The organism is Actinomyces urogenitalis DSM 15434 (genome assembly GCF_000159035.1).
GTDB classification, from domain to species: domain Bacteria; phylum Actinomycetota; class Actinomycetes; order Actinomycetales; family Actinomycetaceae; genus Actinomyces; species Actinomyces urogenitalis.
Genome location: NZ_DS999576.1, coordinates 475,528 through 500,453 on the forward strand (window position 1 = coordinate 475,528; position 24,926 = coordinate 500,453).

The following is a 24,926-nucleotide window of genomic DNA, read 5'->3' on the forward strand; positions in this document are numbered from 1 at the left end:
GGCACTGACCTCCACCCGTCCTGGGTGGTGGGTCTACCTCGCCCACTGGGACTGGAATGAGTAGCACCCTCTTCATCGTCGTCGTCGTGGTCATCACCGCGCTGGTGTTTGACTTCACCAACGGCTTTCACGACTCTTCCAACGCGATGGCCACGTCCGTCGCGACGGGGGCCTTCACCCCCAAGCGTGCGGTCCTCGTGGCCGCCGTGCTCAACGTCATCGGAGCGTGCCTGTCCACCGAGGTGGCCAAGACCATCTCGGGTGGGCTCTTCGACGACGCCCTCATCCAGGCCGCACCGGCCATGGTCTTCGCAGGTCTGGCCGGAGCCATCCTGTGGAACCTGGCCACCTGGTTGTTCGGTCTGCCCTCGTCCTCCTCCCACGCCCTGTTCGGTGGCCTGATCGGCGCCGTCGTCGTGGCCGCGGGGCTGCAGGGCGTGCACTGGGGCACGGTCGTGTCCAAGATCGTCCTGCCGGCGCTCGTCGCCCCCTGCGTCGCTGGCCTGGCCGCGGCGGTGGCCACCTGGATCGCCTATCGCGTGGCCCGTCCCAACGACCGCTACTCCCAGAAGGTCTTCCGCAACGGGCAGCGGCTGTCTGCCTCCCTCGTGGCCCTGGCACACGGCACCTCGGACGGCCAGAAGACGATGGGGGTCATTACCCTCGTGCTCGTGGCCGCCGGGTACCAGGAGGTCGGCACCGGCCCACAGTGGTGGGTTATCGCCACGGCGGGCCTGGCGATCGGCCTGGGCACCTACTCGGGAGGCTGGCGGATCATGAGGACCATGGGCAAGGGCCTGGTCCACATCGACTCTCCGCAGGGCCTCGCTGCCGAGACGGCCTCGACGGTGGCCATCCTGGCCTCCTCCCACCTCGGTTTCGCGCTGTCGACCACGCATATCTGCACCGGTTCGATCCTCGGCTCCGGAGTGGGACGCGGTTCCAAGGTCTCCTGGGCCACCTTCGGCCGGATGGGCGTGGCCTGGCTCATCACGCTGCCCGCCGCCGGCGTGGTAGGCGCCCTGACCTCCTACGTCGCCGTGCGCGGGGGGACGCTGGGCACCCTGGCGGTCATCGTCGTCCTGCTGGCCGGTGCCATGGCGATCATCCGCCAGGCCAACCACAACAGGGTCGACTTCTCCAACGTCAATGACGCCCACACCGTGGTGGTGGCCAAGCAGACCGATCCCTCGCTCACGCGCAAGCCCCGCACCGTCGAGCAGGTCAAGCAGGAACTGGCTGGCGCCGGATCCCGGGGAGGAGACGCAGCATGAGCGGCATCAACATCGACTGGGCCTCCCTGGGAATGGTCACCCTCGTGACCGTGACGGTCACGGCCTTCGTCATGCTCATTACCTCCTCAGCCGCCCGTATGCTCGACGAGGTCCACGTCAAGCGCCAGGCCGGGCAGGTCGAGGGTCTTCACGCCGCGGAGGTAGCGGCTGGCTTCTTCCTGGTCCTGGCCGGGGCAATCGTCTCCTTCGGTCTGTGGCTCATCATTCCCTACTTCCACTAAGCGCCGTGCTCGGGCCTGCCGGCCGGTAGCCTGGAGGTATGACCGAGGACCTGCGCGCCGCCGAGGCGGAGGCCGTGGCCGGCTCCCACGCTGCCAACGACCCCGACTACCCGCTCATCCACGTCGCGCCGCCGGTCGGCCGCCTCAACGATCCCAACGGTCTGCTCATTGACGACGGCGTGGCGCACGTCTTCTTCCAGTACACCCCGATGCATCCCTCCCGCCGGCTGGTCTACTGGGGGCACGCTTCCTCCCACGACCTGCTGCACTGGAGGCATCACGCGCCCGCCATCGTGCCTGACTCCTTCTATGACGCCTCCGGCGCCTACTCCGGCAACGCCCTGGTGCTGGAGGACGACGAGCGCCAGCAGGCTCCCCACGCCGCCCGCTACCAGCTGTTCTACACCGGCAACCTCAAGGACGCCGATGACCAGCGCACGGCCAGTCAGTGCCTGGTCACCTCCCCGGACCTGGTCTCCTTCACCAAGTGGCCGGGCAACCCCCTCATCCCGACCCACGCTGCGGGCTACACCGCCCACTTCCGCGATCCTCAGGTCACCCGCGACCCCGATCGCCCCGGCCGCTTCCGCATGCTGCTGGGGGCCCAGAGGCAGGACCTGACCGGCGCCGCCGTCGTCTACCACTCCAGCGACCTGCTCACCTGGCACCTTGAGGGCGAGCTGAGCTTCCCTGACGCCCGTGGGGTCCTGGACCGTCTGGGCTATATGTGGGAGTGCCCGGGAGTGGTCAGGCTGACTGAGGAGACCACCGGGCAGGACCGCGACGTCCTCATCTGGTGTCCGCAGGGCGCCGATCGGCAGCAGGCTGACGGCTACGAGAACGTCTTCCCCTGCGTCTACGCCGTCGGGCGCCTGGAGGGCACGGCGCTGACGCAGTGCGACGGCACACTGCGCCAGGTCGACCACGGCTTTGAGTTCTACGCACCTCAGGCCTTCTCACGTGCCCCTTCCCAGCCCGGCCAGGCGCTGCTCAGCGGGTGGGCCGGAAACGCCGGGCAGGATGACCAGCCCTCGGTCACCGAGGGGGGATGGGTGCACGCCCTGACCTTTCCCCGTGCGCTCTCGCTGCGCCACGGCCGCCTCATCCAGCGTCCGGTTCTGCCCGAGCCCGAGGAGCAGGCGCAGGTACGGGAGAGCCTGGCCCAGGCGGGTGGCGAGGCAGTCACGGTGCTGGAGGGGCACCGCAGCTGGCACCTCGTGGTGGAGGCTGAGCAGGACGCCGGAGCGCTCTGCCTGCGCATTGGCAGCCAGGCGTCGCACGTCTCCATCGAGCTGGACCTGTCGCAACGTCTCCTGCGGGTGGACCGTTCCTCCTCGCGCTACACCGCTCACGGCGCCACCCGCACCGTCACCCTCGACGGCGACCTGCCCCCCCGGCTGGAGGTGCTGCACGACCGGTCGGTCACCGAGGTCTTCGTCGGCGACGGCGACCTGGCCTTCACGATGCGCAGCTTCGTTGACCCCGCCGCCAGCGGGGCCCGGCTCAGTACCTGCGGCGTGCAGGTCAAGGCGGTCTCGGCCAGCGTCTTTGACTGACATCAAGCCGAAACGTGCCCGGCGGGCCCCTTGTCAGGCCCGGGGGAGTGACGGTAGTGTGACGAACGATTGACATACTCCTGGTCCGTCCTGGTCATCTCGCGACGACCACGGCGACCTGAGCTCAGTGCCGAGGGGCCGGGAAGCACAGAAAGGAGACCCGGGTGGCTATGAACCACGCCCGCGTAGCCGCGGACGTCATCACCTACCTTGGGGGCGCCGAGAACATCAGCGCCGCTGCCCACTGCGCCACGCGGCTTCGTCTTGTCCTGGCGGACATGGACAAGGTCGATCAGAAGGCGCTGGACGCCGATCCCGACCTCAAGGGCACCTTCGTGGCCGGCGGCATGTACCAGATCATCGTCGGGCCGGGAGACGTCGACCTGGTCTTCAAGGAGATGATCGCCACCGGTCGGGTGCGTGAGGTCTCCAAGGACGAGGCCAAGCAGGAGGCCGCTCAGTCCGGCAACCTCTTCACCCGCTTCATCAAGATGATCGCGGACATCTTTGTCCCGATCCTGCCGGCCCTCATCGCCGGCGGCCTCATGATGGCGATCAACAACGTCCTGACGGCTGAGGGGCTCTTCGGCTCCCAGTCGCTGGTCCAGCGCTGGGCCTGGCTGACGGACTACGCCGACCTGATCAACATGGTCTCCTCGGCCGCCTTCGCCTTCCTACCGGTCCTGGTCGGTTTCTCCGCAACCAAGCGTTTCGGAGGCAATGTCTACCTCGGCGCCGCCATGGGCGCCGCCATGGTCTCCACCTCCCTGACCAACGCCTACTCCATCGCCCAGGCGCAGGCCGAGGGCAGCATCGAGGTCTGGCACCTGTTCGGCCTGACGGTGGACAAGATCGGTTACCAGGCCATGGTCATCCCGGTGCTGTGCGTAGCCTGGATCCTGTCCACGATCGAGAAGTGGCTGCACAAGCGCCTGTCTGGCACCGCGGACTTCCTGCTCACCCCGCTCATCACGATCCTGGTCACCGGTTTCCTCACCTTCGTCATCGTCGGTCCGGTGACCCGAGAGCTGTCTGACGGCATCACCTACGGCCTGGACTGGATCTACAACACCCTGGGCCCGATCGGTGGCTTCCTGTTCGGTCTGGTCTACTCTCCGATCGTCGTCACGGGCCTCCACCAGTCCTTCCCCGCCGTCGAGATCCCGCTGCTGCCGGTCAATGGGGGAGTGGGCGACTTCATCTTCCCCATCGCCTCGATGGCTAACGTGGCACAGGGAGCTGTGGCTCTGGCGGTCTTCTTCCGCACGCGCGACGCCAAGATGAAGGGCCTGGCCGGTGCCGGTGGTGTCTCGGCCGTCTTCGGCATCACCGAGCCAGCGATCTTCGGTGTCAACCTGCGTCTGCGCTGGCCTTTCTTCATCGGCATGGGGGCCGCGGCCGTGGGAGCGGCTGGTGTGGCCCTGTTCAACGTGCGTGGCGCAGCGCTAGGAGCAGCCGGCTTCGTCGGCTTCGTCTCGATCAAGACCGAGGACATCCCGGTCTACCTTGTGCTGGAGCTGCTCACCTTCGTTCTGGCCTTCGCAGCCGCCTTCACCTACGCCAGCACGCGTGGCAAGGCCAGCCTGGCCGGGGAGGCGGACGAGGACGCGCTGGCCAGCGCGGCGGTCCAGGAGCACTCACACCAGGCTGAGGCCACCGCGGAGCGCGAGATCGTCGAGCTGCCTGAGGGCGCCAAGGAGGACCTCACGGTGACCTCACCGGTCCAGGGCACGGCGATGCCGCTGCCCGAGGTCGAGGACCAGACCTTCGCCTCGGGCATGCTCGGTCCCGGCGCCGCCGTCGAGCCCGCAGCAGGTCCCGTGGTCTCGCCGGTCGACGGCGAGGTCATCGTCGCCTTCCCGACCGGACATGCCTACGGCCTGCGCTCAGCCTCGGGCATTGAGCTGCTCATCCACATCGGCATGGACACCGTCGAGCTCGGTGGGCGTCACTTCACCGCCCACGTCAAGGCGGGGGACACCGTCCGCCGTGGCCAGACCCTGGTTGAGGTGGACTGGCAGGCCCTGGTCGAGGAGGGCTACAAGACGGTCACCCCGATCGTCGTCTCCAACGCCACCGCCTTCGAGGGGCTGGGCCAGGAGCTGTGCGCGGACGCCGGCCGTCACGAGGTCGGCACGCAGGCCCCGCTCTTCACGGTCCTGGCCGCCCAGCCCGCCGCCACGGACTGAGTCACCGTGGCGTGAGCTGCTGTCCGGCCTAGCTGGTCTGGCCGGGCAGCAGCTCACCTGGCAGCTCGATGGTCGGTGGGCAGGCCAGCGGCTCGCGTCCGGCCGCCTGGGCGGCCATGAGGGCAACCAGACGGGACGCCGCTGTACGCGCGAGCTGCGCGATGGGCTGACGCACGGTCGTCAGCCCTGGCAGAGCCCGTCGCAGGGCCGCTGCACCGTCAAAGCCCACGACCTTGAAGGCCTCGGGCACCTCAAGACCGCGCCCCTTGGCCCAGTCCAGCACAGCCGCCGCGGACAGGTCGTCGGTGGCGAAGACGGCGTCGATGCGGTCTCGGACCCCATCAAGCTGGGAGCTGATGAGCCGTGCGCGCTGGCGGTCCGGGGTGTGGAAGTCAACGGTGAGCACCACCGGCTCGATGCCCGCGTCCGCGAGAACCTCACGGTATCCGGCCTCACGCAGATTGTGCGGGCCTGAGCGCGAGGTCAGCAGCGCCGGCGCCGTGGCGCCGCGCCCGAGCAGGTGACGGGTGGCCGTGCGACCTGCGTCCAGGTTGTCACAGCGCACGTTGGTCACCGTGGGGGACAGGTCACGGTCCACGGTGACCAAGGGCATGCGGATGTGCTGGTAGTCGACCCGGTCCTCGTTGTGGCCCGCTGAGATGATGCCGTCCACCCGGTGAGAGACCAGGAGGTCGAGGTACTCCCGCTCCCGGTCGGCTCGGCCCATCGAGTTGCACACCAGGATCCTGTAGCCGCGCTCAGCCAGGGCGTCCTCCAGCTCAGCGGCGAGCTCGCCGAAGAAGGGCAGCGCCACGGTGGGCACGATGACGCCCACGGTCTGAGTCGACTTGCCGTGCAGGGCCCGGGCGACCTGGTTGGGACGGTAGCCCAGCTCCTCGATCGCCTGCGCGACGCGGAGCTTGGTGGCCTCGGAGAGGTAGCCGCGGTTGTTCAGTACGCGTGAAACGGTCGTGGGGGAGACGCCGGCTGCCTGGGCGACGTCGGTGAGCGTGGGCTCACGGCGTTGACTCACAAGGACCTCCTGACCTGGTCGTACTGCCTGCAGGGGAACAACCCTATGCTCTAGCTGGATTCCTCGCGCACGCACAGCGCGGGGACGACCTCCTGGTAGACCTGGATCATGGCTCGGGCGATGGCGGCGTGGCCGGAGTCATCAGGGTGGATGCCGTCCAGGGCGAGCTTGTCCTCATCGGCGTCGATCGCGCTGCTCATCGCGTCCGTCGACACCAGGCCCAGCCGGGTGGAGGTCTCGTGGACCACACGGCGCACGACGCCGAAACGCGGGCCGACGCCGAGCGCAGGGAAGTAGGGGGCCACGACGACCGCGCGCTCAGGAAGCCGCTCACGCAGGAAGCTCAGGTCATGCTCAATGGCCGCAGTCACTAGCTCCAGCTGGCTAGGCAGGTAGGCGGCGTCGTTGACGCCCAGGCACACCGTCACCAGGTCCGGTTCGGCGCGAAGGACCATCTCCAGCCAGGTCGTGTCCCGGCACGAGGGCGCTCGGCCACCACCGGGCAGATGACCGCCACGCCGGGCGAAGAAGCCCAGGCCGTCAGCCGCGAGGTTGACCTCACGCCAGCGCAGGTTCTCGCACACCAGCGAGCTCCATCGGTTGCGCGGGTGCGTCACGGCTTGCCAACCGGTGGTGATCGCGTCTCCGAGGAACACGGCGGTAGGGAAGGGCTGACGGCGCGGAATCGTGGGCACGTGCTGACAGTACTGCCGCACCTGGGAGGAGCGGGCTCGCCCTCACGAGTATGACATAATGTGCATTATCGGCACATTGGGATCGCGGCGATCACAGTAACCGTGACGATCAGTGATCGATCGCAGCAAGAGCAGCCGCCCCAGCGACAAGCAGCCTCAGTCTGCGCTGAGGGCGGACACGACGGCGTCACCTGGCACTCCCATCATGATGCCCTCTCAGGCATGATCGGACCTTGACTCAGACGACTACCGCCTTAGTCCCAGCCGACGCCCACGACGCCATCGTCGTCATCGGCGCCCACGAGAACAGTTTGCGCGGCGTCAGCGTCCGCATCCCCAAGCGCCGCCTGACGGTCTTCACCGGAGTGTCTGGATCAGGCAAGTCCTCGCTCGTCTTCTCCACGATCGCCTCGGAGTCGCGCCGCCTGATCAACGAGACCTACTCCAGCTTTGTCCAAAGCCTTATGCCGTCCCAGGCCCGTCCCGACGCCGACCACCTGGAGGGACTGACCCCAGCGATCATCGTTGACCAGGAGCGACTGGGCGCCAACCCTCGCTCCACGCTCGGCACGGCCAGTGACGTGGGAGCCGCCCTGCGCGTCCTGTTCTCCCGGCTGTCCGTCCCCCAGATCGGCTCACCTCAGGCCTTCGCCTTCAATGTGCCCTCCGTCACCGGTGGTGGCGCCCCTCAAGACGGTCAAGAACGGCCGCACCGTCACCGCGAGCGCAAGCAGTACACCGTCCAGGCCGGCATGTGCCCTCGCTGTGAGGGCACCGGGAAGGTCACGGACATCGACCTGGCTGAGGTCTATGACGAGATGCTCTCGCTGAGCCAGGGCGCGATCAAGGTCCCCGGCTACACGGCCGACGGCTACTACGTCAAGGCCCTGGGTGAAACCGGCCTGTTCCCCGCCGACAAGCCCATCAAGGACTTCACCCCCAAGCAGCTGGACGACTTCCTGTACAAGGAGCCGACCAAGATCAAGATCTCCTCCCACACCATGACCTACGAGGGGCTCGTCGGCCGCCTGCGCTCCTCGATGCTGTCCAAGGACCCCGAATCCATGCAGCCGCACGTGCGTGCCTTCGTTGAGCGCGCCGTCGTCTACCGCACCTGCCCTGAGTGCGAGGGCACCCGGCTGGCCGAGCCGGCTCGACAGGCACGCATCGCCGGCGTCTCGATCGCCGATGCCTGCGCCATGCCGCTGAGGGACCTGGCTGAGTGGGTCCGAGGCCTCGAGGCAGCCAGCACGGGGGACGACGACACCCCTGAGGCGGCACGCCAGGTCGCCGGAATCACAGGCACCACTCCCCTGCTCGCCCGACTGCGCGAGACCCTGGACGCCTTCATCCACATCGGCCTGGGCTACCTCTCCCTGGACCGTCCCGCCTCCACCCTCTCGGGCGGTGAAGCCCAGCGCATGAAGCTCGTCCGGCACCTGGGAAGCGGTCTGACCGACGTCACCTACGTCTTCGACGAACCCTCGATCGGTCTGCACCCCCACAATATCGACACGATGAACGAGCTCCTGCTCTCGCTACGGGACAAGGGCAACACCGTCCTCGTCGTCGAGCACAAGCCTGAGGTCATCGCCATCGCTGACCACGTGGTCGACCTCGGTCCGGGGCCGGCTCCCAGGGTGGCCAGATCACCTTCACCGGATCGGTCGCCGGGCTGCGGGACTCCGACACGCTCACCGGCCGGCACCTGGCCTACCGCGCTGGTCTGAAGGACACACTGCGATCGGCCACCGGCGTCATCGAGATCCGCGCAGCGCTGACCAACAACCTCGTCGACGTCGACGTCGACATCCCCCGCGGCGTGCTCACCGTCGTCACCGGCGTGGCCGGATCGGGCAAGTCCTCGCTCATCCACGGGCACCTGTCCCCCATGGACGGCGTGGTCACCCTCGACCAGTCCCCGATCAAGGGCTCCAGGCGTTCCAACCCCGCCACCTACACCGGAGCGCTGGAGCCGATCCGCAAGGCCTTCGCCAAGGCCGGAGGAGTCAAGCCCGGCCTCTTCTCCGCCAGCTCTGAGGGCGCCTGCCCGGTGTGCGACGGGGCCGGCGTCATCGACACCCAGCTTGGCTTCATGGAGACCGTCACGACCGTGTGCGAGGCCTGCCAGGGCAGGCGTTACAACGACGAGGTCCTGGCCTACCGCCTTGGCGGGTACAACATCGCCGAGGTGCTCGCCATGAGCGTGGATGAGGCCCTGGCCCTGTTCTCCGCCAAGGAGACGCGCGTGACTGCCGCGGTCAAGATCCTCACCCACCTCCACAAGGCTGGTCTGGGGTACCTGCGGCTGGGCCAGCCGATGACCACCCTGTCGGGCGGTGAGCGCCAGCGTCTCAAGCTCGCGGTCCACCTTGGCCAGGACGGTGACGTTCTAGTCCTGGACGAGCCCACCGTCGGCCTTCACCTGGCCGACGTCGAGGCCCTCCTGGAGCTGCTCGGCCACCTCGTGTCCACCGGACGCACCGACGTGGTCATCGAGCACCACCAGGCCGTCAGGGGCCATGCCGACTGGATCATCGACATGGGCCTCGGCGCGGGCCGAGAGGGCGGTCAGGTGGTCTTTACCGGCACACCCGCCCAGCTCGTGGAGTCCGCCTCGACCCTGACCGGCCAGTACCTGGCCCGCTACGTCGCCGGTGGGGCCCAGGCCTAGCCCAGGTACTCCAGGTTGATTTGCGTGTCCGGGTGGAAGAAGACCGCCGCGCCAGGGCGTGGCCGGGCATAGACCACCTGCCCGGGCTGCAGGCCCGCGGCGCGCTCGACCCGGACGGAGACTCGGTTGCGACGCACCGTCGCGGGGCTGGCCGGCCCGAAGGCCGGGGCAGCGTAGACGAAGGCCTCAGCGCCGAGCTTCTCCACCAGCTCGATCTTGAGGGCTGCCGCGCCGGGAGTGTGGTCGCTCACCAGCTCCCAGCCCTCCGGACGGATGCCGACGACGACGCGCTCGTCGCTCAGACGGCAGGCGAGCTCATGCGCGAGGCCGAAGTCGACATCGGAACCTGGCCCCAGCCCGGCCCGTCCGTCACTGACCACCGTGTCAATGAGGGTGATCGACGGCGAGCCGATGAAGCTGGCCACGAAGGTGTTTCCTGGGTGCTCGTACAGGTGGGTTGGGTCATCGACCTGCTGGAGCACTCCCTCGCGCAGGACCGCGACCCGGTCCCCCAGCGTCATCGCCTCGGTCTGGTCGTGAGTGACGTAGACGGTGGTCACCCCCAGGCTCTTCTGAAGCGAGGCGATCTGGGCACGCGTGGACACCCGCAGCTTGGCGTCCAGGTTCGACAGCGGCTCGTCCATGCACCACACCTGCGGGTCACGCACCAGGGAGCGTCCCATCGCCACACGCTGACGCTGCCCACCGCTCATATGAGCGGGCTTGACGTCCAACAGCTCCTCCAGCTGCAGCATCCGCGCCGCGTAGGCGACCTTCTCCTCGATCTTCGCCTTGGGAATCTTCAGGTTCTCCAGGGCGAAGGCGATGTTCTGGCGTGCCGTCATGTTGGGGTAGAGCGCATAGCTCTGGAACACCATGGCGACGTCGCGCTCGCGCGCACGCGTCTCGGTCACGTCCTTGCCGTCAATGAGGACGGCGCCCTCGTCCACCGGCTCCAGGCCGGCGAGCATGCGCATCGCGGTGGACTTGCCCGAGCCGGAGGGTCCGACCAGGACCAGCAGCTCGCCGTCAGCGATGGACAGGCTCAGCCGGGCCACGGCTGGTGGGCGGGAAGGATCGTAGATACGCGACACTTGCCGGAACTCGACGCTCGCCATGGTGTGTGTGCCTCCTGCTGACTACTTGCCCAGGACCGGGGTGATGTCCTGGTCGATGGTCTTCTGGGTCTCCTCCTGGAGCTCGGCGAAGACCGTGGCCACGTCCTCCTGCTTGAGCGTGATCCGGTCCAGGCCACCGCCAATACGCTGTCCTCCCCCGGAGACGAAGACGCGGGCGGCGTCCTGGCTCTTGGTGTTCTCAGCCAGCTGGTTGATGGCCGTGCGGGCGTTGGGGTTGGCGTCCAGGAAGGCAACCTCGTCCGGGTGCTCCAGTGCGGAGGTACGCACCGGCATGTACCCCGTGCCCTGGGAGAAGGTGATGGTGTTCTGCGTCGAGGTCAGGAAGTCCATGAGCTTGATGGCCTTCTTCTTACGCTCCGGCGAGATGCCCGCCACCAGCGCGATACCGGCGCCACCGGTGGGGCAGGAGGGTCCAGGGCCAGGCAGGTAGGCCGTGATGAACTCGAAGGTGGCGGTCTCGGCCAGGCCAGCAAGCGACCCGGTGGACTGCAGCAGGCCCGCCGCGTTGCCCAGGGAGAAGGTAGTGGTCGGATCGGCGTCGATCGCGATGTGCCCGGCTGCCACCTGCTCCTGGAGGAAGGTACCGGCCTTGATCGAGGCCTCGTCCGTGAAGGTGGCCTTCCAGTCCTTGGAGTAGGCGCCTCCGAAGCTCCAGATCATGCCCTGGAAGTACCAGTCCAGGTAGTCCGTGCCGTCAGGAACTACCAGGGCGGGCTTGCCACCCGAGGCCTCCATGAGCGCAGGTGCCCACTGATCGAACTCCTCCCAGGTCTGCGGGCCCCGGTCGGTGGGCAGACCGGCCTTGGCCAGCATCTCCTTGTTGAGGTACATCAGGCAGGTCGAGCGCGAGTAGGGCATCCCGTAGTGCTTGCCCTCCAACGCGTAGTCCTCACGCAGGGAGTCCACGAAGTCCGCGCTGTCCACGCCCTCGCTGGTCCACAGCTCGTCCAGGGCCTCGGTCTGGCCGTTGAGGGCGAAATTGAACCAGGTCACGTCCGAGGCCACGATGATGTCGGGCAGGTCCCCGCCGGACAGCGCGGCGTTGAACTTTTGTGCCAGCTCCTCGTAGGACGAGCCCGCCGTGACCAGCTCAGCCGGGCTGTCCGGGTTGGCCTTGTTCCAGGCGTCGATCATCGCCTGCTCCAGGTCCTTGGAAGAGCCGGGGTGGTTGGACCAGAACTGGATGGTGCCGGTGCCCTCGTCGCCTTGGGAGCCGGAGCCGCCCCCGGCGCAGGCGGCCAGTGTCGCGGTCACGGTGCTGGCGCCAGCCAGGGTGAGGAAGAGTCGGCGGTTGAGTGCCATGGTCATGGTGTCCTTTGTGTGAGATGGATTCGGAGATGGGTAGATCGGATGCGCTCAGCCCTTGACCGCCCCGGCGGTCAGGCCCTTGATGAGCTGCTTCTGCAGGACCAGGAAGACCAGCAGCATGGGGATGGTCGTCACGACGGTTCCGGCCATAACCGGGCCCCAGTTCGTCATGCCCTCGACGTTCTGCAGCTGGGTCAGTCCGATGGGAAGCGGCATGACGTCGTCGTTGTCGGCCACGAGGAAGGGCCACAGGTACTGGTTCCACTCGTTGACCACGGTGATGAGGACGAAGGCGGACAGAGTCGGCCAGCTCATGGGCAGGACCACCCGGGTCAGGGTGCGCCAGAACCCGGCGTGGTCCATCTCGGCGGCCTCCATGACCTCCTTGGGCAGGGATGCGAAGTGGTTGCGCATGAGGAAGGCGCCGAAGGCGACGCCGGCCAGCGGCACGATGATGCCGATGAAGGTGTTGCGCCAGCCCATCTGGGCCACGAGGGAGTAGTTGGAGATGATGGTGATCTGGCTGGGCACCATGAGGCTGCCGACGACCACGAGGAAGAGGACGTTGCGGCCTGGAAAGCGTAGGAAGGCGAAGCCGTAGGCCGTCAGCACACCGAGGACTACCTCGATGACGGTGAGGATGGAGGTGATGATGAGGGAGTTACGCAGGTAGGTGCCAAAGCTCAGCCCGGAGAAGACCTTGGCGAAGTTCTCCCACACCACAGGAGACGGGAACCAGCTGATGGGGTCGGAGTAGATATCCGCGTACTGCTTGAGGCTGGTGATGACGATGAAGTAGAGCGGGACCAGGAACACCAGCCCTGCGCCCAGCATCGCGAGGTAGCCCAGGACCTTGGCCGGAGTCATCGCCTCGGCCTGGATGCGCTGGCGACGACGGCGCAGCTGGGCCGCGGTCAAGACTGGCTCGCCCTCGACCTGGGTGCCCGGCGTGGGCGGCAGGACCTCAGGGTGGTGCGTGGGGATGTGGCGGGATGCCATTGCTCAGGCCTCCTTGCTGGTGCGGGCCTGGACCACCGTCAGGACGAGGACCACGAGGAACATCACCGTGGCCACCGCCGCTCCGTATCCGGCGCGGTTGTTGACGAAGGTCTCCTGATAGACCTGGTAGACCATCGTCGTCGTCGACGTCTCGAAGGGACCGCCCTTGGTCATGACCTGGATGACGTCAAAGACCTGGAAGGAGTTGAGCAGCACGGTGATCGACAGGAAGACCGTGGTGCCGCGCAGCTGGGGCAAGGTCACTCTCCACAGCTTGCGCCACTGGCTCGTGCGGTCGATCTCTGCGGCCTCGTCCAGGTCCGTACGTCGGCCCTGAAGGGCAGCCAGGTAGATGACGAAGGTGTAGCCGAGGTTCTTCCAGATATAGGTCGCCGTCACCATGAACAGGGCCCAACCCGGCTCCTGGTAGAAGTTGGGAGACGCGATCCCCATCCTGGCCAGCAGGTCCTGGATGAGCCCGTAGCCGGGGTCGAAGACGAACTGGAAGGCAACGCCGATCGCCGCACCGGAGATGACGTAGGGCATGAAGACCAGCGAACGGACGATATTGCGCCCGCGCAGTCGCCTGTCCAGCAGCAGCGCCAGGCACAGGCCCAGTACCATCGAGCCCACGACGGCCGCCGCGGTGAACACCAGGGTGTGCCCCATGATCGCCCAGGACTCAGGGTCGCGGAAGTACTGGACGTAGTTGTCCAGCCCCACGAAGGTCATGCGCGGAGAGGAGATGTTCCAGCGGTAGAGGCTGATACGGATGTTGTCGATCAGCGGCCGGTAGGTAAAGACGAGCAACAGGACCAGGTTCGGGCCGATCAGGGCGGCAGCGAGAAGGACCTGCTTGAGGTCGGTGCGCCGGCGGCGGCGAGGGGGCTCGTCGCCACCGCGCACCTGGAGTCCGGGGATCATCGGGGCGGTCACGGCCGTGACGCTAATGAGGCCTGGCTAACGAGCGGTGACCACCTGCCCCTGAACGGATGAACGCGAGGTAACCGGGACTGTGACTTCAGTCTCCGAAGGACGTACCCACGGCGCGAGCCGCCTGGATCCACTCGTGGTCAGCGGGCACGTACTTGACCTTGCCCGCCACCTTCTTCAGCGGCACGAGCTCGGTGCCGTGCCCACGGTCAGCCACCATGACGCCGAACTTGCCGTCCTCAACGGCCTGCGCCCCGGCCACCCCCAGGCGCGTGCCCAGCAGGCGGTCGGCAGCGTTCGGGGTGCCGCCTCGCTGGACGTAGCCGAGGATGGACACGCGCGCCTCCAGGCCGGTGCGCTCCTCCAGCTGCTCGGCCAGGGTGAAGGTGTTGGCGCGGTGGCTCGCCTCCAGCCGCTTGACGCCCCGCTTGGCCGCCGCCTTGGACTCCGGCGTCGAGGCCTCCTTGACCAGCTGCTCAGCGTGGTCGAGCTCCATGCGGTCGGCAGTGTTCAGAGCCCCCTCGGCCACGGCGATGACGGAGAAGGTCGAGCCGTGGGAGCGTCGGCGCTCGATCTTGGCCACGATGGCGTCGACGTCGTAGGGCACCTCGGGCAGGAGGATGACGTCGGCCCCGCCGGCGATTCCCGCGCCCAGCGCCAGCCAGCCGGCCCGGTGGCCCATGATCTCGGTGAGGATGATGCGGTGGTGGGAGTGGGCAGTGGAGTGGAGGCGGTCAACGGCCTCGGTGGCGATCTCCAACGCCGTGGCGAAGCCGAAGGAGGAGTCGGTCTCCACGATGTCGTTGTCGATGGTCTTGGGCAGGTGGAGGACGTTGAGGCCGGCGTCCATGAGCCGCTTGGCGTTCTTGGCCGTGCCCCCGCCACCCAGGCACACCAGGGCCTCAAGCTTGTTCTTCTCGTAGTTGTCCACGATGGTCGGTATCATGTCTGTCTCCTGGCCATCGACCATCATCCGGTGCACCTTGTCCCGACTGGTTCCCAGGAAGGTGCCTCCGGTGGTCAGGATCCCGGACAGCGAGGCGGAGTCCAGGTGCACGAAGCGGTTCTCCGCCAGGCCTCGCATGCCGTCACGGAAGCCGATGAGCTCCCAGCCATGGACGCCGATGGCGGCCTTGCCAAATCCACGGATCGCGGCGTTGAGGCCGGGGGCGTCGCCGCCGGCGGTGAGGATACCGATGCGCTTGGTTGCCATGGCCGCAATTATGCCGCCGTGAGCGCGCTCAGACCTAGCAACCCGGTACACTATGCGCTCAGAAACCACTGCGCTGCGCCGTCGGGAAGAAAGCGGACGCACGCGGTGTTGGCGTAGGCGATGCCGTGTCCGAGCGGACCGGCACCACGTCCACGCACCACATCCACCAAGGAGAGAGGCAAGCATGGCTGACCGCGCACTGCGAGGCATGACCATCGGCGCGAAGTCGATGGAGTCTGAGGAGGGTGTGGAGTTCGCAGAGCGCCAGACCGTCACCTACGAGTGCCCGATGGCGCATCTGACCGTCGTCCCGATGTCCGTGGAGGCGGACGTTCCCCAGACCTGGGAGTGCGGGGAGTGCGGACAGGTCGCCACCCTGCGTGGCGAGGAGGAGCCTGAGGACGAGGAGCCCAAGAAGGCTCCCCGTACCCACTGGGACATGCTTTTGGAGCGCCGCAGCCTCGACGAGCTCAAGGTCCTGCTCGACGAGCGCCTGGAGCTGCTGCGCTCAGGCGAGATCTACCGTCAGCGTTTCTGAGGTTCCCGCCGGCACGGCGCGAGCCCACCACCGAGCGCTGGTCTCAGCGTCGTCTGCGACGCTCCGACCAGCGCTCGCGCGCGTCCATAAACTGGTTCTCCGCGCGCTGCGCCGCCTGGAGCGCCTGACCACCACGCTTGAGCAGTCCCCACTTCGTGACCAGCGCGAGCTCCTCGGAGAAGATCCCGCCCGAGAGCTTGGACTGACCCACTTCCCGTTCGACGAAGGTGATCGGCATCTCGACGATGCGTCCGCCGATCTCGTCCACCAGCAGCGTCATGTTGACCTGGAAGCCGTAGCCCATGGCCTCAACCTTGCCCAGGTCCAGCCGCCGGAGCATCGAGGCGCGGTAGACCCGGAAGCCGGCCGTGGCGTCCTTGACCCGCAGGCCCAACATGGCGTTGATATACAGGTTGCCAGCACGTGAGAGCGCCACCCGGCGAGCGTCCCATCCCTGGGTCGCCCCGCCTGAGACCCAGCGTGAACCGATGACGAGGTCGGGCCGGTCGGCCATCTCGGCCCGCTGGATGAGCAGCGCCAGGTCCTCGGCCCGATGGGAGCCGTCAGCGTCCATCTCCACCACCAGCTCGTAGCCGCTGGCCAGGGCCCAGGAGAACCCGGCCAGGTAGGCCGGGCCCAGTCCAGCCTTCTCCTTGCGGTGCAGGACGTGGACGTGGTCGTCACGCTCGGCTCGGGCGTCAGCGAAGGCACCCGTCCCGTCCGGTGAGGCGTCGTCGACGACAAGCACATGGGCGTCTGCCACCGCCTGACGCACCCGGTCCAGTGCGCCGGGTAGCGACTCGATCTCGTTATAGGTCGGGATGACGACGACGGTCTTCACGGCAGGGCCTTCCGATGTCTTGCCTCAGTGACGCCGGCGGCGACGACGCCTGAGCTGCTCATGTGCACAGCACAGGATACCGGTCAGGTAGAGCGCCGCGGCGACGGCGAGCACGACACGCCCGGGCCAGGCCCCCAGCCTGTCAGCCACCGTCAGCGAGTGGCGCAAACCGACGTCGGCAGCCAGGGCGGAGCGGGTGAAGGGCTCCAGCTCCTGGACCACCACGCCCTTGGGAGTGATGACTCCGGTCAGGCCCACGGTCGAGACCTGGACGACGCTGCGCCCGTGCACCACCGCCTGCACCCGTCCCTGCGCCAGCTGCTGGGCTGCCTCGGTCGAGCGGCCGAAGCTGGCGTTGTTGGTCGGGATGACGATGAGGCTGCCCCCCTGCTCCACCCCCTGACGCAGGATGTCGTCATAGGCGACCTCGAAGCAGATGCCCATGGCCACGGTGACGTCCTCGTCGCGAGCGGCAGCGTGCACGGTCAGGGTCACCGGTCCGGTACCTGCCACCATATCCGTCCCGATCCGGTCCACCTGGCTCGTCAGCCGGCGCAGCGCCTGACGCCACGGGATGTACTCGCCGAAGGGAACGGGGCGGTGCTTGCGGTAGTACTGCCCGGCGCCCTCGCCCGGGGTCCACACGACGACGTCGTTGTAGCGCACCTCGTCCTCGTAGGCCACGGCGCCCACCAGCACGGGCGCCCCGGCTGCATGGGCCGCGTGCTCAACGAGGACGGCGGCCGAGGAGTGGGTACGAGGGTCCAGGTCGGCAGCGTTCTCGGGCCACACGACCAGGTCAAGCGACCCTGCAGGCTCCTGGCCGGCCAGGTCCAGGGTCGCCTGGGCGTGGTTGCCTGTGACCTCCAGCGCCCTGGCGAAGGCGTCGTCAGCGGCGCGGGCGCTGTCAGCTACGTCCCCCTGGACCGCGCCCACGCGGATGGTCCCGTCCTGGGCTACCGAGTCCACCGGCAGCGCCACCGGTGCCAGGATGAGTGCGCCAGCCAGCGTGGCGGCGGTGATGGTCTGCAGCAGGCGCAGGCGGCGGGCGGCTCCCACCGCCTCGGCCACACACGCCCCCGTCAAGGCCACCAGGATGCTCAGCCCCAAGGAGCCGCCGTAGGCCGCAAAGGGCAGGCTCGGCGCGTCGGCCATCGCGAAGGCCAGGCGACCGAAGGGAAAGCCTCCCCAGGGCCAGCTCGAGCGCAGCTCCTCCACGCCGCCGAACAGCACGGCTGCCGCCAGTGCGCGCCCTGCCATCGCCCTGGCCCGCTCGCCGCGCAGGACCGGTAGGCGACTGACCACCGACCAGGCCATCGCCCAGGCCACGAGGTAGAGGGACTCCACCACCGTCAGGCTGACCCATCCCAGCGCGTTGCCCATGGACACGGCCGTGAAGTGGAACAGGGGCGTGAACATCCCCAGCCCGAAGAACAGACCTCGCGCACCAGCGCTCCCCCAGGTAACCTGCGTCGTGGCTGCGATGATGCCTCCCAGCCCCAGCGGCACTGCCCACCAGGCTCCTAGCGGGGCAAAACCGGCCGACACGGCCAGGCCGCAGCCGCTGGCCCAGGCCCACCAGGCCAGGCGCGCACCCCACCGGCGCCCTCGCTCACGGCGAGCCACCTCAGCGCACCAGCTTTCGTGCCAGGCTCACCAGGCCCGCCAGGACCAGTCCCACGACGACGCCGAAGACGAAGGCCGCCGCCGTGGCCGCCAGCCATGACAGCACCGGGTTGCTCGCCAGCCCCGCGGCCTCCTCCAGGAGGTGGGCGGGAACCGCCACACCGAGCTCGGCGAGGTTGTGAGCCAGGATCTGCCCACCCACCCAGGCCATCGCCACCGTCCCGATGATGCCGATGACCGTAAACAGGCCCGGCGCCGCCCGCACGATCCCGCGTCCCAGCCGCTGGACGTCACTGCCACGACCCCGCGAGGCCAGGTGGAGGCCGAGGTCGTCCACCTTAATCAGTGCCGCCACGAGGCCGTAGACGGCGAAGGTGATGAGCAGGGCAATCATGACCAGCACGATGACCCGGCGCAGCGAGGACTCCCCCGCTACCTCTGCCAGGGCCAGCAGCATGATCTCGGTGGACAGCACGAAGTCTGTGGTCACGGCCTGGCGCACGACGGCGTCCTCATCACGGTCCATCACCTGTTCGGCGGTGGCGTGGGAGGGATGGAGGAGCTTGTCGATGACCTTCTCCCCCGCCTCGAAGCACAGATAGCTCCCGCCCACCACGAGAGCGACCGGCAGCAGGGCGGGCGCCAGCCAGCTGACCACCAGGGCCACCGGCAGGATGATGAGCAGCTTGTTGCGCAGCGAGCCCATCGCGATCCGCTTGATGATCGGGATCTCGCGCTGGGGTGAGATGCCGGTGACGTACTGCGGGGTGGCGGCGACGTCATCGACGGCGGCCGCGGAGACCTTCGCCGAGGTCTTGACGGCCATGGCCGCCGTATCGTCCACGGTGGCGACCGTGAGCTTGGCCAGGGTGGCGATATCGTCCAGGAGGGCGAAGAAACCAGACATGCCGGCAGGTTACATCCCAGAAAAGGCCACGACGCCGCGGTCGACGTCGAGGCTAGCCTCGGCCGCCGTCCGCGAGACCTCAGCCACCTGGGAGCCCAGAGCCTGATCCTCGCGCGAGTCAGGCTGCAGCGTGGCGAGCTGTCCCAGGACGTCCAGCAGCTGCCTGGACCAGCGCACGAAGTCTCCCGCCGTCATCTCTGAGTCCTCCAGGACCTGCGCCAGGCTGGCGCCCTCAGCCCAGGCCTGCACGCCTGCGGCCATGGCTGGCTCCGCTCCGGCCGACAGCTCCAGGCGCGCCAGGGCCTCCAGGTCATTGATGCGCCGGGCGACGTCCAGCTCCTGGCGCAGGCTGCGCCCCAGGGCGGATCCCGGCGCTACGGGCAGGCTGAGGCTGGCCACATTGGCCCGAGGCTCGTAGACGCAGGCGCTCACCGCTCCCGCCAGTTCGCTAGAACCCAGGCCCTGCCACACGCCCTGGCGCAGGCACTGGGCGATGAGCAGGTCGCGCTCGGCATAGACCCGAGCCAGGACCCGGCCGGCCCCGGTGACGGCAAGCTCGCCATCGGGCTCCTGCTGCGCCACCGGGCGCAGGTATCCCAGGGCGACCAGGACCTGGCAGACGGCGTCAAAGAGCCTGGCGATCGTCCCGGTCCGCCGCTCGATCCGCTCGGTCAGGCGCTCAGCCTGCGCCACGGCCTTGGCCCACTTGCGCCCCACGCGTGCGTGCTCCTCCCGGTGCGGGCAGGCGTGGCACGGGTGAGAGCGCATCTGCCGGCGCAGCTGGTCAATCTGCTCAACCGCGCTGCGGCTGGCACGCGGCCCTCGCTCCGGCCTTCCAGCCTCCTCGAAGCGTCCGGCCCGCATTCCCTCCACCAGGCGCGTGACCAACCGGTCACGGTCTCGTGGCCGGCGCACCTCGAGGCTGGCCGCCACGGTCAAGGAGCCCACACGCAGCACCCCCTCGGGGGTGGTGTCCGGGGTGAGGTTATAGATCTTGGAGTCCTCCCCCAGCACCGTCAGGTACGGGGTGCCCGTACGGTCCGCACCCGTACCCACCACCACGGCGTGGCGCTGGCGCCTGCCCTTGCGGAAGACGACGACCGACCCGCGGGCCAGGCCCTCCATCTGGCGTCCGGCCTCAGCGCGGCGCCTGGCCCGCTTGTCACGTGACAGGTCCGCCTCAGCCTCGGCGATACGTTGACGCAGCCGCGCGTACTCGCGAAAGTCCCCCAGGTGGCAGGCCATCTGCTCCTCCAGGGCGCCCAGCGAGCGTCGCGCACGCCGGGCCTGCGCCGCCAGCTCCACCACGCCTCGGTCCGCCTGGAACTGGGCGAAGGAGGATTCCAGCACCTCCCGGGCCCGGGCACGGGAGGAGCGGGACAGGAGGTTGACCGCCATGTTGTAGGTCGGGCGGAAGGCGGAGACAAGCGGGTAGGTACGCCGCGAGGCAAGGGAGGAGACGAAGGCGGGCTCGACGTCGTCGGCGGCCAGGACGACGGCGTGTCCCTCGACGTCGATACCGCGCCGGCCGGCTCGCCCGGTCAGCTGGGTGTACTCCCCCGGTGTCAGAGTGACGTGGGCCGAGCCGTTCCACTTACGCAGTGACTCCAGGACGACGGTGCGCGCCGGCATGTTAATGCCCAGGGCCAGGGTCTCCGTGGCGTAGACGACCTTGACGAGCCCGGCGCTGAAGAGCTCCTCGACCGTCTCCTTGAACACCGGTAGCAGCCCGGCGTGGTGGGCCGCGTAGCCGCGCTGGAGGGCGTGGGCCCAGGAGTGGAAGCCCAGCACCCCCAGGTCCGCAGCAGGGATCTCAGAGGTGCGGCGGTCGATCACCTCACGGATCTGCTCGGCCTCGGCCTGCGTGGTCAGGTCCACCCCAGCGGCCGCCAGCTGGGAGACGGCCTGCTCGCAGCCGGCCCGGGAGAAGACGAAGACAATTGCTGGGAGGAGATGAGCCTGCTCCAGGGCGTCGACGACGGCCAGGCGTGAGGGAGGACGCAGCCGCGCGCTGCGGGCCCCGTCCCGCCCCCGGTGCGGGGCCCTCCACCCGCCCGTGTCGTGGGTGCCACCCCGTGCCCCACGGCTGTAGCCTCCCGCCTGGCCGGCGGCAGCGCGCCGGGCGCTGCGCACCGCCTTGAGCAGGTCCGGGTTGAGCGGCGGCTGGGCGGCATGGCTCGCCTCCTGGTGGGCGTCCTCCAGGGCCACAGGAACGCTGTACAGGTCCAGCAGGCGTCGGCCCACCATCATGTGCTGCGTCAGCGGCACCGGCCGGTGCTCGGAGACGACCACCGCCGTCTTGCCTCGCACGTGGCCGAGCCAGTCCCCGAACTCCTCCGCGTTGGAGACCGTGGCGGACAGGGAGACCACCTGGACCTGCGGATCAAGGTGGATGATCACCTCCTCCCACACGGGTCCGCGGAAGCGGTCCGCCAGGTAGTGGACCTCGTCCATGACCACGAATCCCAGCCGGTCCAGGTCCCGCGAGGAGGAGTAGAGCATGTTGCGCAGGACCTCGGTGGTCATGACGACGACCTCGGCATGAGGATTAACCGAGGTGTCCCCCGTCAGTAGGCCGACCTTGTCCTGGCCGTAGCGGGCGGCCAGGTCCTGGTACTTCTGGTTGGACAGGGCCTTGATCGGGGTGGTGTAGAAGGTCTTGCGGCCCTTGGCCAGCCCCAGGAAGACCGCGAACTCCCCCACGATCGTCTTGCCCGCGCCCGTGGGTGCCGCCACGAGCACACCCTCGCCGCGCTCGACGGCCTGGCAGCCGGCGACCTGGAAGTCGTCCAGGGGGAAGTCGTAGCCGGCAGCAAAACGGGCCAGCTCGCTCCTGGCGGCCTCGGCCCGGCGCTTGGCAGCGGCGAAACGTTCTGCTGGAGAGCTCATAGTCCCACCCTACGTGGCACCAGCGACGCTTACCGCCCCCAGGTCCTGCGGCGCTCAGCCACGAGAGGGGACGATCACCCGCACCGCCCGCCGCTCGGCCTCTAGCCTGAGCGGCAGTCCTGCCACGGGCTCGCCGTCGGCCATGGGGTGGGGTGGGGTACGCAGCCCCTGCCTCCCGCTCCAGGCCTCGATGGTCACCACGCGGCTGCGCTCGTGGTGGACGGCTGGGTGGTCCATGTGCGAGCCCTGGCGCAGCCGGGCCAGGTGTCCCACCAGCCCCGTGCGCGAGACGAGATCAAGCCGGATGACGTCCAGCAGGCCGTCACTGGGGTCAGCCACGGGCACGATGTCCAGCCCACCGCCGATGTACCGGGTGTTGGCCACCGCCAGGAGGACCGCGCCACCCTCCCAGGTCCCCGCGTCCGTGGTGACCCGGTAGCCGTAGGGCGCCATGTGTCTGATCTCGTACGGGATGGCGCGCATGTAGCGCCCCTCCCCCGAGGGCCAGGCCAGGGTGTTGGCCCGGGCGTTGACGGCGGCGTCGATCCCGGCGGAGACGACGGCGAGGCACCACTCGTGCTCGTCGGGCACCGGTGTGCCGTCGGGCCGGGTGGCGTGGATGGCATCGAGCTCGGCGACCGTGGCGCCCTCCTGGCCGCACAGCGCCAGGTGGACCAGGCGCAGGGCCGCCGCGACGTCACGGGCCTGGATGCCTAGGTGACGGGCGATGTCGTTTCCGGTGCCCACCGGCACGATGCCCAGCGGCACCGACGTCGTCGCCACGACGTCCAGACCCAGGTGCACGGTGCCGTCCCCGCCGATGACGACCAGGGCGTCGAGCCCGGACCCATCCTCGACCAGTGCCGTGGCCGCGCGGCGGGTGGAGTCGTAGTCCTGGCCCTGGGCCAGGGCGACCTCGTAGCCCAGTCGCTCCAGCGTCCAGCGGGCGATCTCAGCGGCGTCGGTGAAACGGCCCTTGCCGGAGGTGGGGTTCGCCACGAGCCCCACCCGCAGATGGATCCCGGGATCGAGGGGGCGAAGGAAGGGAGAGGGGGTAGGAGCTGCGGGCACGGGCCTAGCTCTCAGCCAGGGCTGCGTCGAGCTCGGCGTCCAGGGCCGCGCGCTTCTTCTCCACCCGCTTGTCATGCGCCATCGACAGCCCACAGGCACCGAAGTACAGCCCGCAGATGGGGATGGCCATCATGATCATCGACCAGGGGTCAGGCAGCGGGTTCGCCACGGCCATGAAGGCGAAGACGCCCACCACAGCCCAGCGCCAGCCCTTGAGCATGGTCCGCCCCTTCATCAGACCCAGCCGGTTGAGGCCGACCAGCAGCTCGGGCAGGAGGAAGGCCACGCCGAAGACCAGGATGATCCTCATGACGAAGGAGAAGTAGGAGGAGTACTGCAGGAAGCCGGCGGTGTCGGTGGGCATGAAGCCCACGAGGATCGACACAGCGTGAGGCAGGATGAGGACGCCCAGCCCGATGCCGCAGGCGAACAGCACGAGCCCGGCCAGGCCGAAGGCCCAGGTGTAGCGCTTCTCCTTACGGGTCATTCCCGGGCCCACGTAGGCCCAGAACTCATACATCCACAGCGGTGAGGAGAACAGCACGCCCAGCCACAGGGAGATGCGGATCTTCAGGTCGAAGGAGGACAACACCGTGTCGAAATTCATCGTCACGTTGTGCCCGTTGGCCTGGGCGACCTTGAGGGGGTGCATGAGGAGCTGGAAGCACCAGTCGTAGAGGAGGTAGCCCACCACCGCTCCCACGACCACGCCGATAGCCGAGATGAACAGACGGTTGCGAGCCTCCCGCAGGTGGTCGCCGATGGACATGACCGCATCAGGGTTGTCCTTGCGGCGGGTCTTGGTGACCTTCGGCAGCTTGGGCATGCCGATCTCCTCACTCCTACGGGGACGACGACGAACGGCGCCCACGTCCGTCAGCCGGGGCTCACCGGCTGACGGACGCGGGTCGCGTGCGGGCTTCAGGCCTGGGGCGTGGAGCCGTCAGCGTTCTGCTGCGGAGCAGCCTGACCCGGCTGGGTGGGCTGCGTGTAGTAGGTGCCCTGCTGCGGCTGCTGGATCTGGGCCGGGGGCTGCACGGTGGCGGCCGGGTCATCCTCCTCGCGCAGCTCCTTGACCTCCTTCTTGAAGACCTTCATGGACTGGCCGAGGCTGCGAGCGATGTCAGGGAGCTTGCCAGCGCCGAAGATGAGAAGGACGAGGACGAGAAGCACGATCCAGTGCCAGGGCTTGAAAGCTCCCATGGTGTTGCCCTACTTCCGTGTAGACAGGCGATGAGCGGACTGAACGGGCTTGAGTCTAGCCGTAGCCCGCAGCGCGTCCAGCACGCTCGCCTCCGTGTTCCACCCTCGGCGTAGGTCCGCCGGGGCCTGGGCCGCTGCCCTACCCTTCCTCGCCAAGCCGCTCGTAGGCACCTAGTGCGCTCCTGGCGGCCCGCGCCGCCTGGGCCGCCAGCCCAGGCGGCTGGACGCCCAGAAGATCGCGTCCGCAGGACAGGATGAGGCTGACCAGCCACTGCTCGTCGCGGCCCAGCACGACCGCTGTGAGCGTGCCGTCCTCCTCCTGCGTCACCGACTCGCACGGCACCTGCTCGGTCAGCCACCTGGCTCGCCGGTCAAGGTGCAGAGTCGCCCGCGGCCGGTCAGTGTTGGCCTTCTCACGTTTGCGCTGTGCGGCGCGTGCGCGCGGGCTGCGTGCCAGGCGGTGGGCCGTGGCGGGCGTGTCCAGGACCTCAGCCTCCAGGACACGGTCTAGCCGGAAGCTGCGCTCGGCCCGGGTGCTCAGGCACCACGCACGCAGGTAGAGGTGAGACCCGTCAGACTCCAGCTGCGCCGGGTCG

Annotated in this window: 20 protein-coding genes and 1 pseudogene; 6 read left to right on the forward strand and 15 right to left on the reverse strand. The window is 68.5% G+C overall.

Features of this window, described 5'->3' with window-relative positions:
• Positions 1-56: 56 nt before the first annotated feature.
• From HMPREF0058_RS10240 to HMPREF0058_RS10255, 4 genes are all read left to right on the forward strand, one after another.
• Entirely contained in the window at positions 57-1,274 is a 1,218-nt protein-coding gene (locus HMPREF0058_RS10240; RefSeq protein WP_006549721.1) for an inorganic phosphate transporter, read from the forward strand.
• The gene (locus HMPREF0058_RS10245; RefSeq protein WP_006549722.1) at positions 1,271-1,516 is read left to right on the forward strand and encodes a hypothetical protein; all 246 of its coding nucleotides are present in this window, start codon (positions 1,271-1,273) and stop codon (positions 1,514-1,516) included. The genes HMPREF0058_RS10240 and HMPREF0058_RS10245 overlap by 4 nt, the downstream gene beginning before the upstream one ends.
• A gap of 38 nt (positions 1,517-1,554) precedes the next feature.
• On the forward strand, positions 1,555-3,072 hold the full coding sequence (locus tag HMPREF0058_RS10250) for a glycoside hydrolase family 32 protein (protein ID WP_006549723.1): 1,518 nt from the start codon (positions 1,555-1,557) through the stop codon (positions 3,070-3,072).
• Between the two features lie 170 nt (positions 3,073-3,242).
• Complete coding sequence (locus tag HMPREF0058_RS10255; RefSeq protein ID WP_006549724.1) at positions 3,243-5,261, forward strand: sucrose-specific PTS transporter subunit IIBC; 2,019 nt, start codon at positions 3,243-3,245, stop codon at positions 5,259-5,261.
• 28 nt (positions 5,262-5,289) lie between these two features.
• Here the strand turns inward: HMPREF0058_RS10255 and HMPREF0058_RS10260 are convergent, their stop codons facing one another.
• Positions 5,290-6,294 carry a LacI family DNA-binding transcriptional regulator gene (locus HMPREF0058_RS10260; protein WP_006549725.1) on the reverse strand — a complete coding sequence of 335 codons (1,005 nt, stop codon included), beginning with the start codon at positions 6,292-6,294 and terminating at the stop codon, positions 5,290-5,292.
• A gap of 50 nt (positions 6,295-6,344) precedes the next feature.
• Positions 6,345-6,989 (reverse strand): SGNH/GDSL hydrolase family protein, encoded by a 645-nt coding sequence (locus HMPREF0058_RS10265; RefSeq protein WP_040319872.1) that lies wholly within the window; start codon positions 6,987-6,989, stop codon positions 6,345-6,347.
• Between the two features lie 233 nt (positions 6,990-7,222).
• Here HMPREF0058_RS10265 and HMPREF0058_RS13500 point away from each other — a divergent pair.
• Positions 7,223-9,663, forward strand: a pseudogene (locus tag HMPREF0058_RS13500) (ATP-binding cassette domain-containing protein).
• Here the strand turns inward: HMPREF0058_RS13500 and HMPREF0058_RS10275 are convergent.
• From HMPREF0058_RS10275 to HMPREF0058_RS10295, 5 genes are all read right to left on the reverse strand, one after another.
• On the reverse strand, positions 9,660-10,781 hold the full coding sequence (locus HMPREF0058_RS10275) for an ABC transporter ATP-binding protein (RefSeq protein WP_006549729.1): 1,122 nt from the start codon (positions 10,779-10,781) through the stop codon (positions 9,660-9,662). The pseudogene HMPREF0058_RS13500 and the gene HMPREF0058_RS10275 overlap by 4 nt on opposite strands.
• A 21-nt stretch (positions 10,782-10,802) precedes the next feature.
• Positions 10,803-12,104 (reverse strand): ABC transporter substrate-binding protein, encoded by a 1,302-nt coding sequence (locus tag HMPREF0058_RS10280; protein WP_040319939.1) that lies wholly within the window; start codon positions 12,102-12,104, stop codon positions 10,803-10,805.
• A gap of 54 nt (positions 12,105-12,158) precedes the next feature.
• Positions 12,159-13,109, reverse strand: a complete 951-nt coding sequence (locus HMPREF0058_RS10285) for a carbohydrate ABC transporter permease (RefSeq protein WP_006549731.1) — start codon at positions 13,107-13,109, stop codon at positions 12,159-12,161.
• A 3-nt stretch (positions 13,110-13,112) separates the two neighbouring features.
• A complete protein-coding gene (locus HMPREF0058_RS10290; RefSeq protein ID WP_197055207.1) occupies positions 13,113-14,045 on the reverse strand; it encodes a carbohydrate ABC transporter permease in 933 nt (310 codons plus the stop codon).
• Between the two features lie 85 nt (positions 14,046-14,130).
• A complete protein-coding gene (locus HMPREF0058_RS10295; protein WP_006549733.1) occupies positions 14,131-15,255 on the reverse strand; it encodes a 6-phosphofructokinase in 1,125 nt (374 codons plus the stop codon).
• Positions 15,256-15,439: 184 nt separating this feature from the next.
• Here HMPREF0058_RS10295 and HMPREF0058_RS10300 point away from each other — a divergent pair, with 184 nt between their 5' ends.
• Positions 15,440-15,793, forward strand: a complete 354-nt coding sequence (locus tag HMPREF0058_RS10300; RefSeq protein WP_024035943.1) for an RNA polymerase-binding protein RbpA — start codon at positions 15,440-15,442, stop codon at positions 15,791-15,793.
• A 43-nt stretch (positions 15,794-15,836) separates the two neighbouring features.
• Here HMPREF0058_RS10300 and HMPREF0058_RS10305 read toward each other — a convergent pair whose 3' ends face one another.
• The 8 genes from HMPREF0058_RS10305 to HMPREF0058_RS10340 all read right to left on the reverse strand — a co-directional run.
• Complete coding sequence (locus tag HMPREF0058_RS10305; RefSeq protein ID WP_006549735.1) at positions 15,837-16,634, reverse strand: polyprenol monophosphomannose synthase; 798 nt, start codon at positions 16,632-16,634, stop codon at positions 15,837-15,839.
• A gap of 24 nt (positions 16,635-16,658) precedes the next feature.
• Complete coding sequence (gene lnt, locus HMPREF0058_RS10310) at positions 16,659-18,260, reverse strand: apolipoprotein N-acyltransferase (RefSeq protein ID WP_006549736.1); 1,602 nt, start codon at positions 18,258-18,260, stop codon at positions 16,659-16,661.
• 1 nt (position 18,261) lies between these two features.
• Positions 18,262-19,167, reverse strand: coding sequence for a DUF808 family protein (locus HMPREF0058_RS10315; protein ID WP_006549737.1), 906 nt, complete (start codon positions 19,165-19,167; stop codon positions 18,262-18,264).
• A gap of 9 nt (positions 19,168-19,176) precedes the next feature.
• Positions 19,177-22,056, reverse strand: coding sequence for a DEAD/DEAH box helicase (locus tag HMPREF0058_RS10320; protein WP_006549738.1), 2,880 nt, complete (start codon positions 22,054-22,056; stop codon positions 19,177-19,179).
• Positions 22,057-22,110: 54 nt separating this feature from the next.
• The gene (locus HMPREF0058_RS10325) at positions 22,111-23,070 is read right to left on the reverse strand and encodes a diacylglycerol/lipid kinase family protein (protein ID WP_040319941.1); all 960 of its coding nucleotides are present in this window, start codon (positions 23,068-23,070) and stop codon (positions 22,111-22,113) included.
• 61 nt (positions 23,071-23,131) lie between these two features.
• Positions 23,132-23,953, reverse strand: coding sequence for a twin-arginine translocase subunit TatC (gene tatC, locus HMPREF0058_RS10330; RefSeq protein ID WP_006549740.1), 822 nt, complete (start codon positions 23,951-23,953; stop codon positions 23,132-23,134).
• Positions 23,954-24,048: 95 nt separating this feature from the next.
• Positions 24,049-24,330 (reverse strand): Sec-independent protein translocase subunit TatA, encoded by a 282-nt coding sequence (tatA, locus tag HMPREF0058_RS10335; protein ID WP_006549741.1) that lies wholly within the window; start codon positions 24,328-24,330, stop codon positions 24,049-24,051.
• Positions 24,331-24,469: 139 nt separating this feature from the next.
• Positions 24,470-24,926 (reverse strand): helix-turn-helix transcriptional regulator (locus HMPREF0058_RS10340; RefSeq protein ID WP_006549742.1); only part of this gene is annotated, 457 nt, incomplete at its 5' end.

Coding starts and splice junctions, on each gene's coding strand:
- HMPREF0058_RS10255 (WP_006549724.1), top strand. CDS start 3,243: ATGAACCACGCCCGCGTAGCCGCGGACGTCATCACCTACCTTGGGGGC.
- HMPREF0058_RS10250 (WP_006549723.1), top strand. CDS start 1,555: ATGACCGAGGACCTGCGCGCCGCCGAGGCGGAGGCCGTGGCCGGCTCC.
- HMPREF0058_RS10320 (WP_006549738.1), bottom strand. CDS start 22,056: ATGAGCTCTCCAGCAGAACGTTTCGCCGCTGCCAAGCGCCGGGCCGAG.
- HMPREF0058_RS10300 (WP_024035943.1), top strand. CDS start 15,440: ATGGCTGACCGCGCACTGCGAGGCATGACCATCGGCGCGAAGTCGATG.
- HMPREF0058_RS10240 (WP_006549721.1), top strand. CDS start 57: ATGAGTAGCACCCTCTTCATCGTCGTCGTCGTGGTCATCACCGCGCTG.
- HMPREF0058_RS10295 (WP_006549733.1), bottom strand. CDS start 15,255: ATGGCAACCAAGCGCATCGGTATCCTCACCGCCGGCGGCGACGCCCCC.
- HMPREF0058_RS10315 (WP_006549737.1), bottom strand. CDS start 19,167: ATGTCTGGTTTCTTCGCCCTCCTGGACGATATCGCCACCCTGGCCAAG.
- tatC (WP_006549740.1), bottom strand. CDS start 23,953: ATGCCCAAGCTGCCGAAGGTCACCAAGACCCGCCGCAAGGACAACCCT.
- HMPREF0058_RS10275 (WP_006549729.1), bottom strand. CDS start 10,781: ATGGCGAGCGTCGAGTTCCGGCAAGTGTCGCGTATCTACGATCCTTCC.
- HMPREF0058_RS10285 (WP_006549731.1), bottom strand. CDS start 13,109: ATGGCATCCCGCCACATCCCCACGCACCACCCTGAGGTCCTGCCGCCC.
- HMPREF0058_RS10245 (WP_006549722.1), top strand. CDS start 1,271: ATGAGCGGCATCAACATCGACTGGGCCTCCCTGGGAATGGTCACCCTC.
- HMPREF0058_RS10280 (WP_040319939.1), bottom strand. CDS start 12,104: ATGGCACTCAACCGCCGACTCTTCCTCACCCTGGCTGGCGCCAGCACC.
- tatA (WP_006549741.1), bottom strand. CDS start 24,330: ATGGGAGCTTTCAAGCCCTGGCACTGGATCGTGCTTCTCGTCCTCGTC.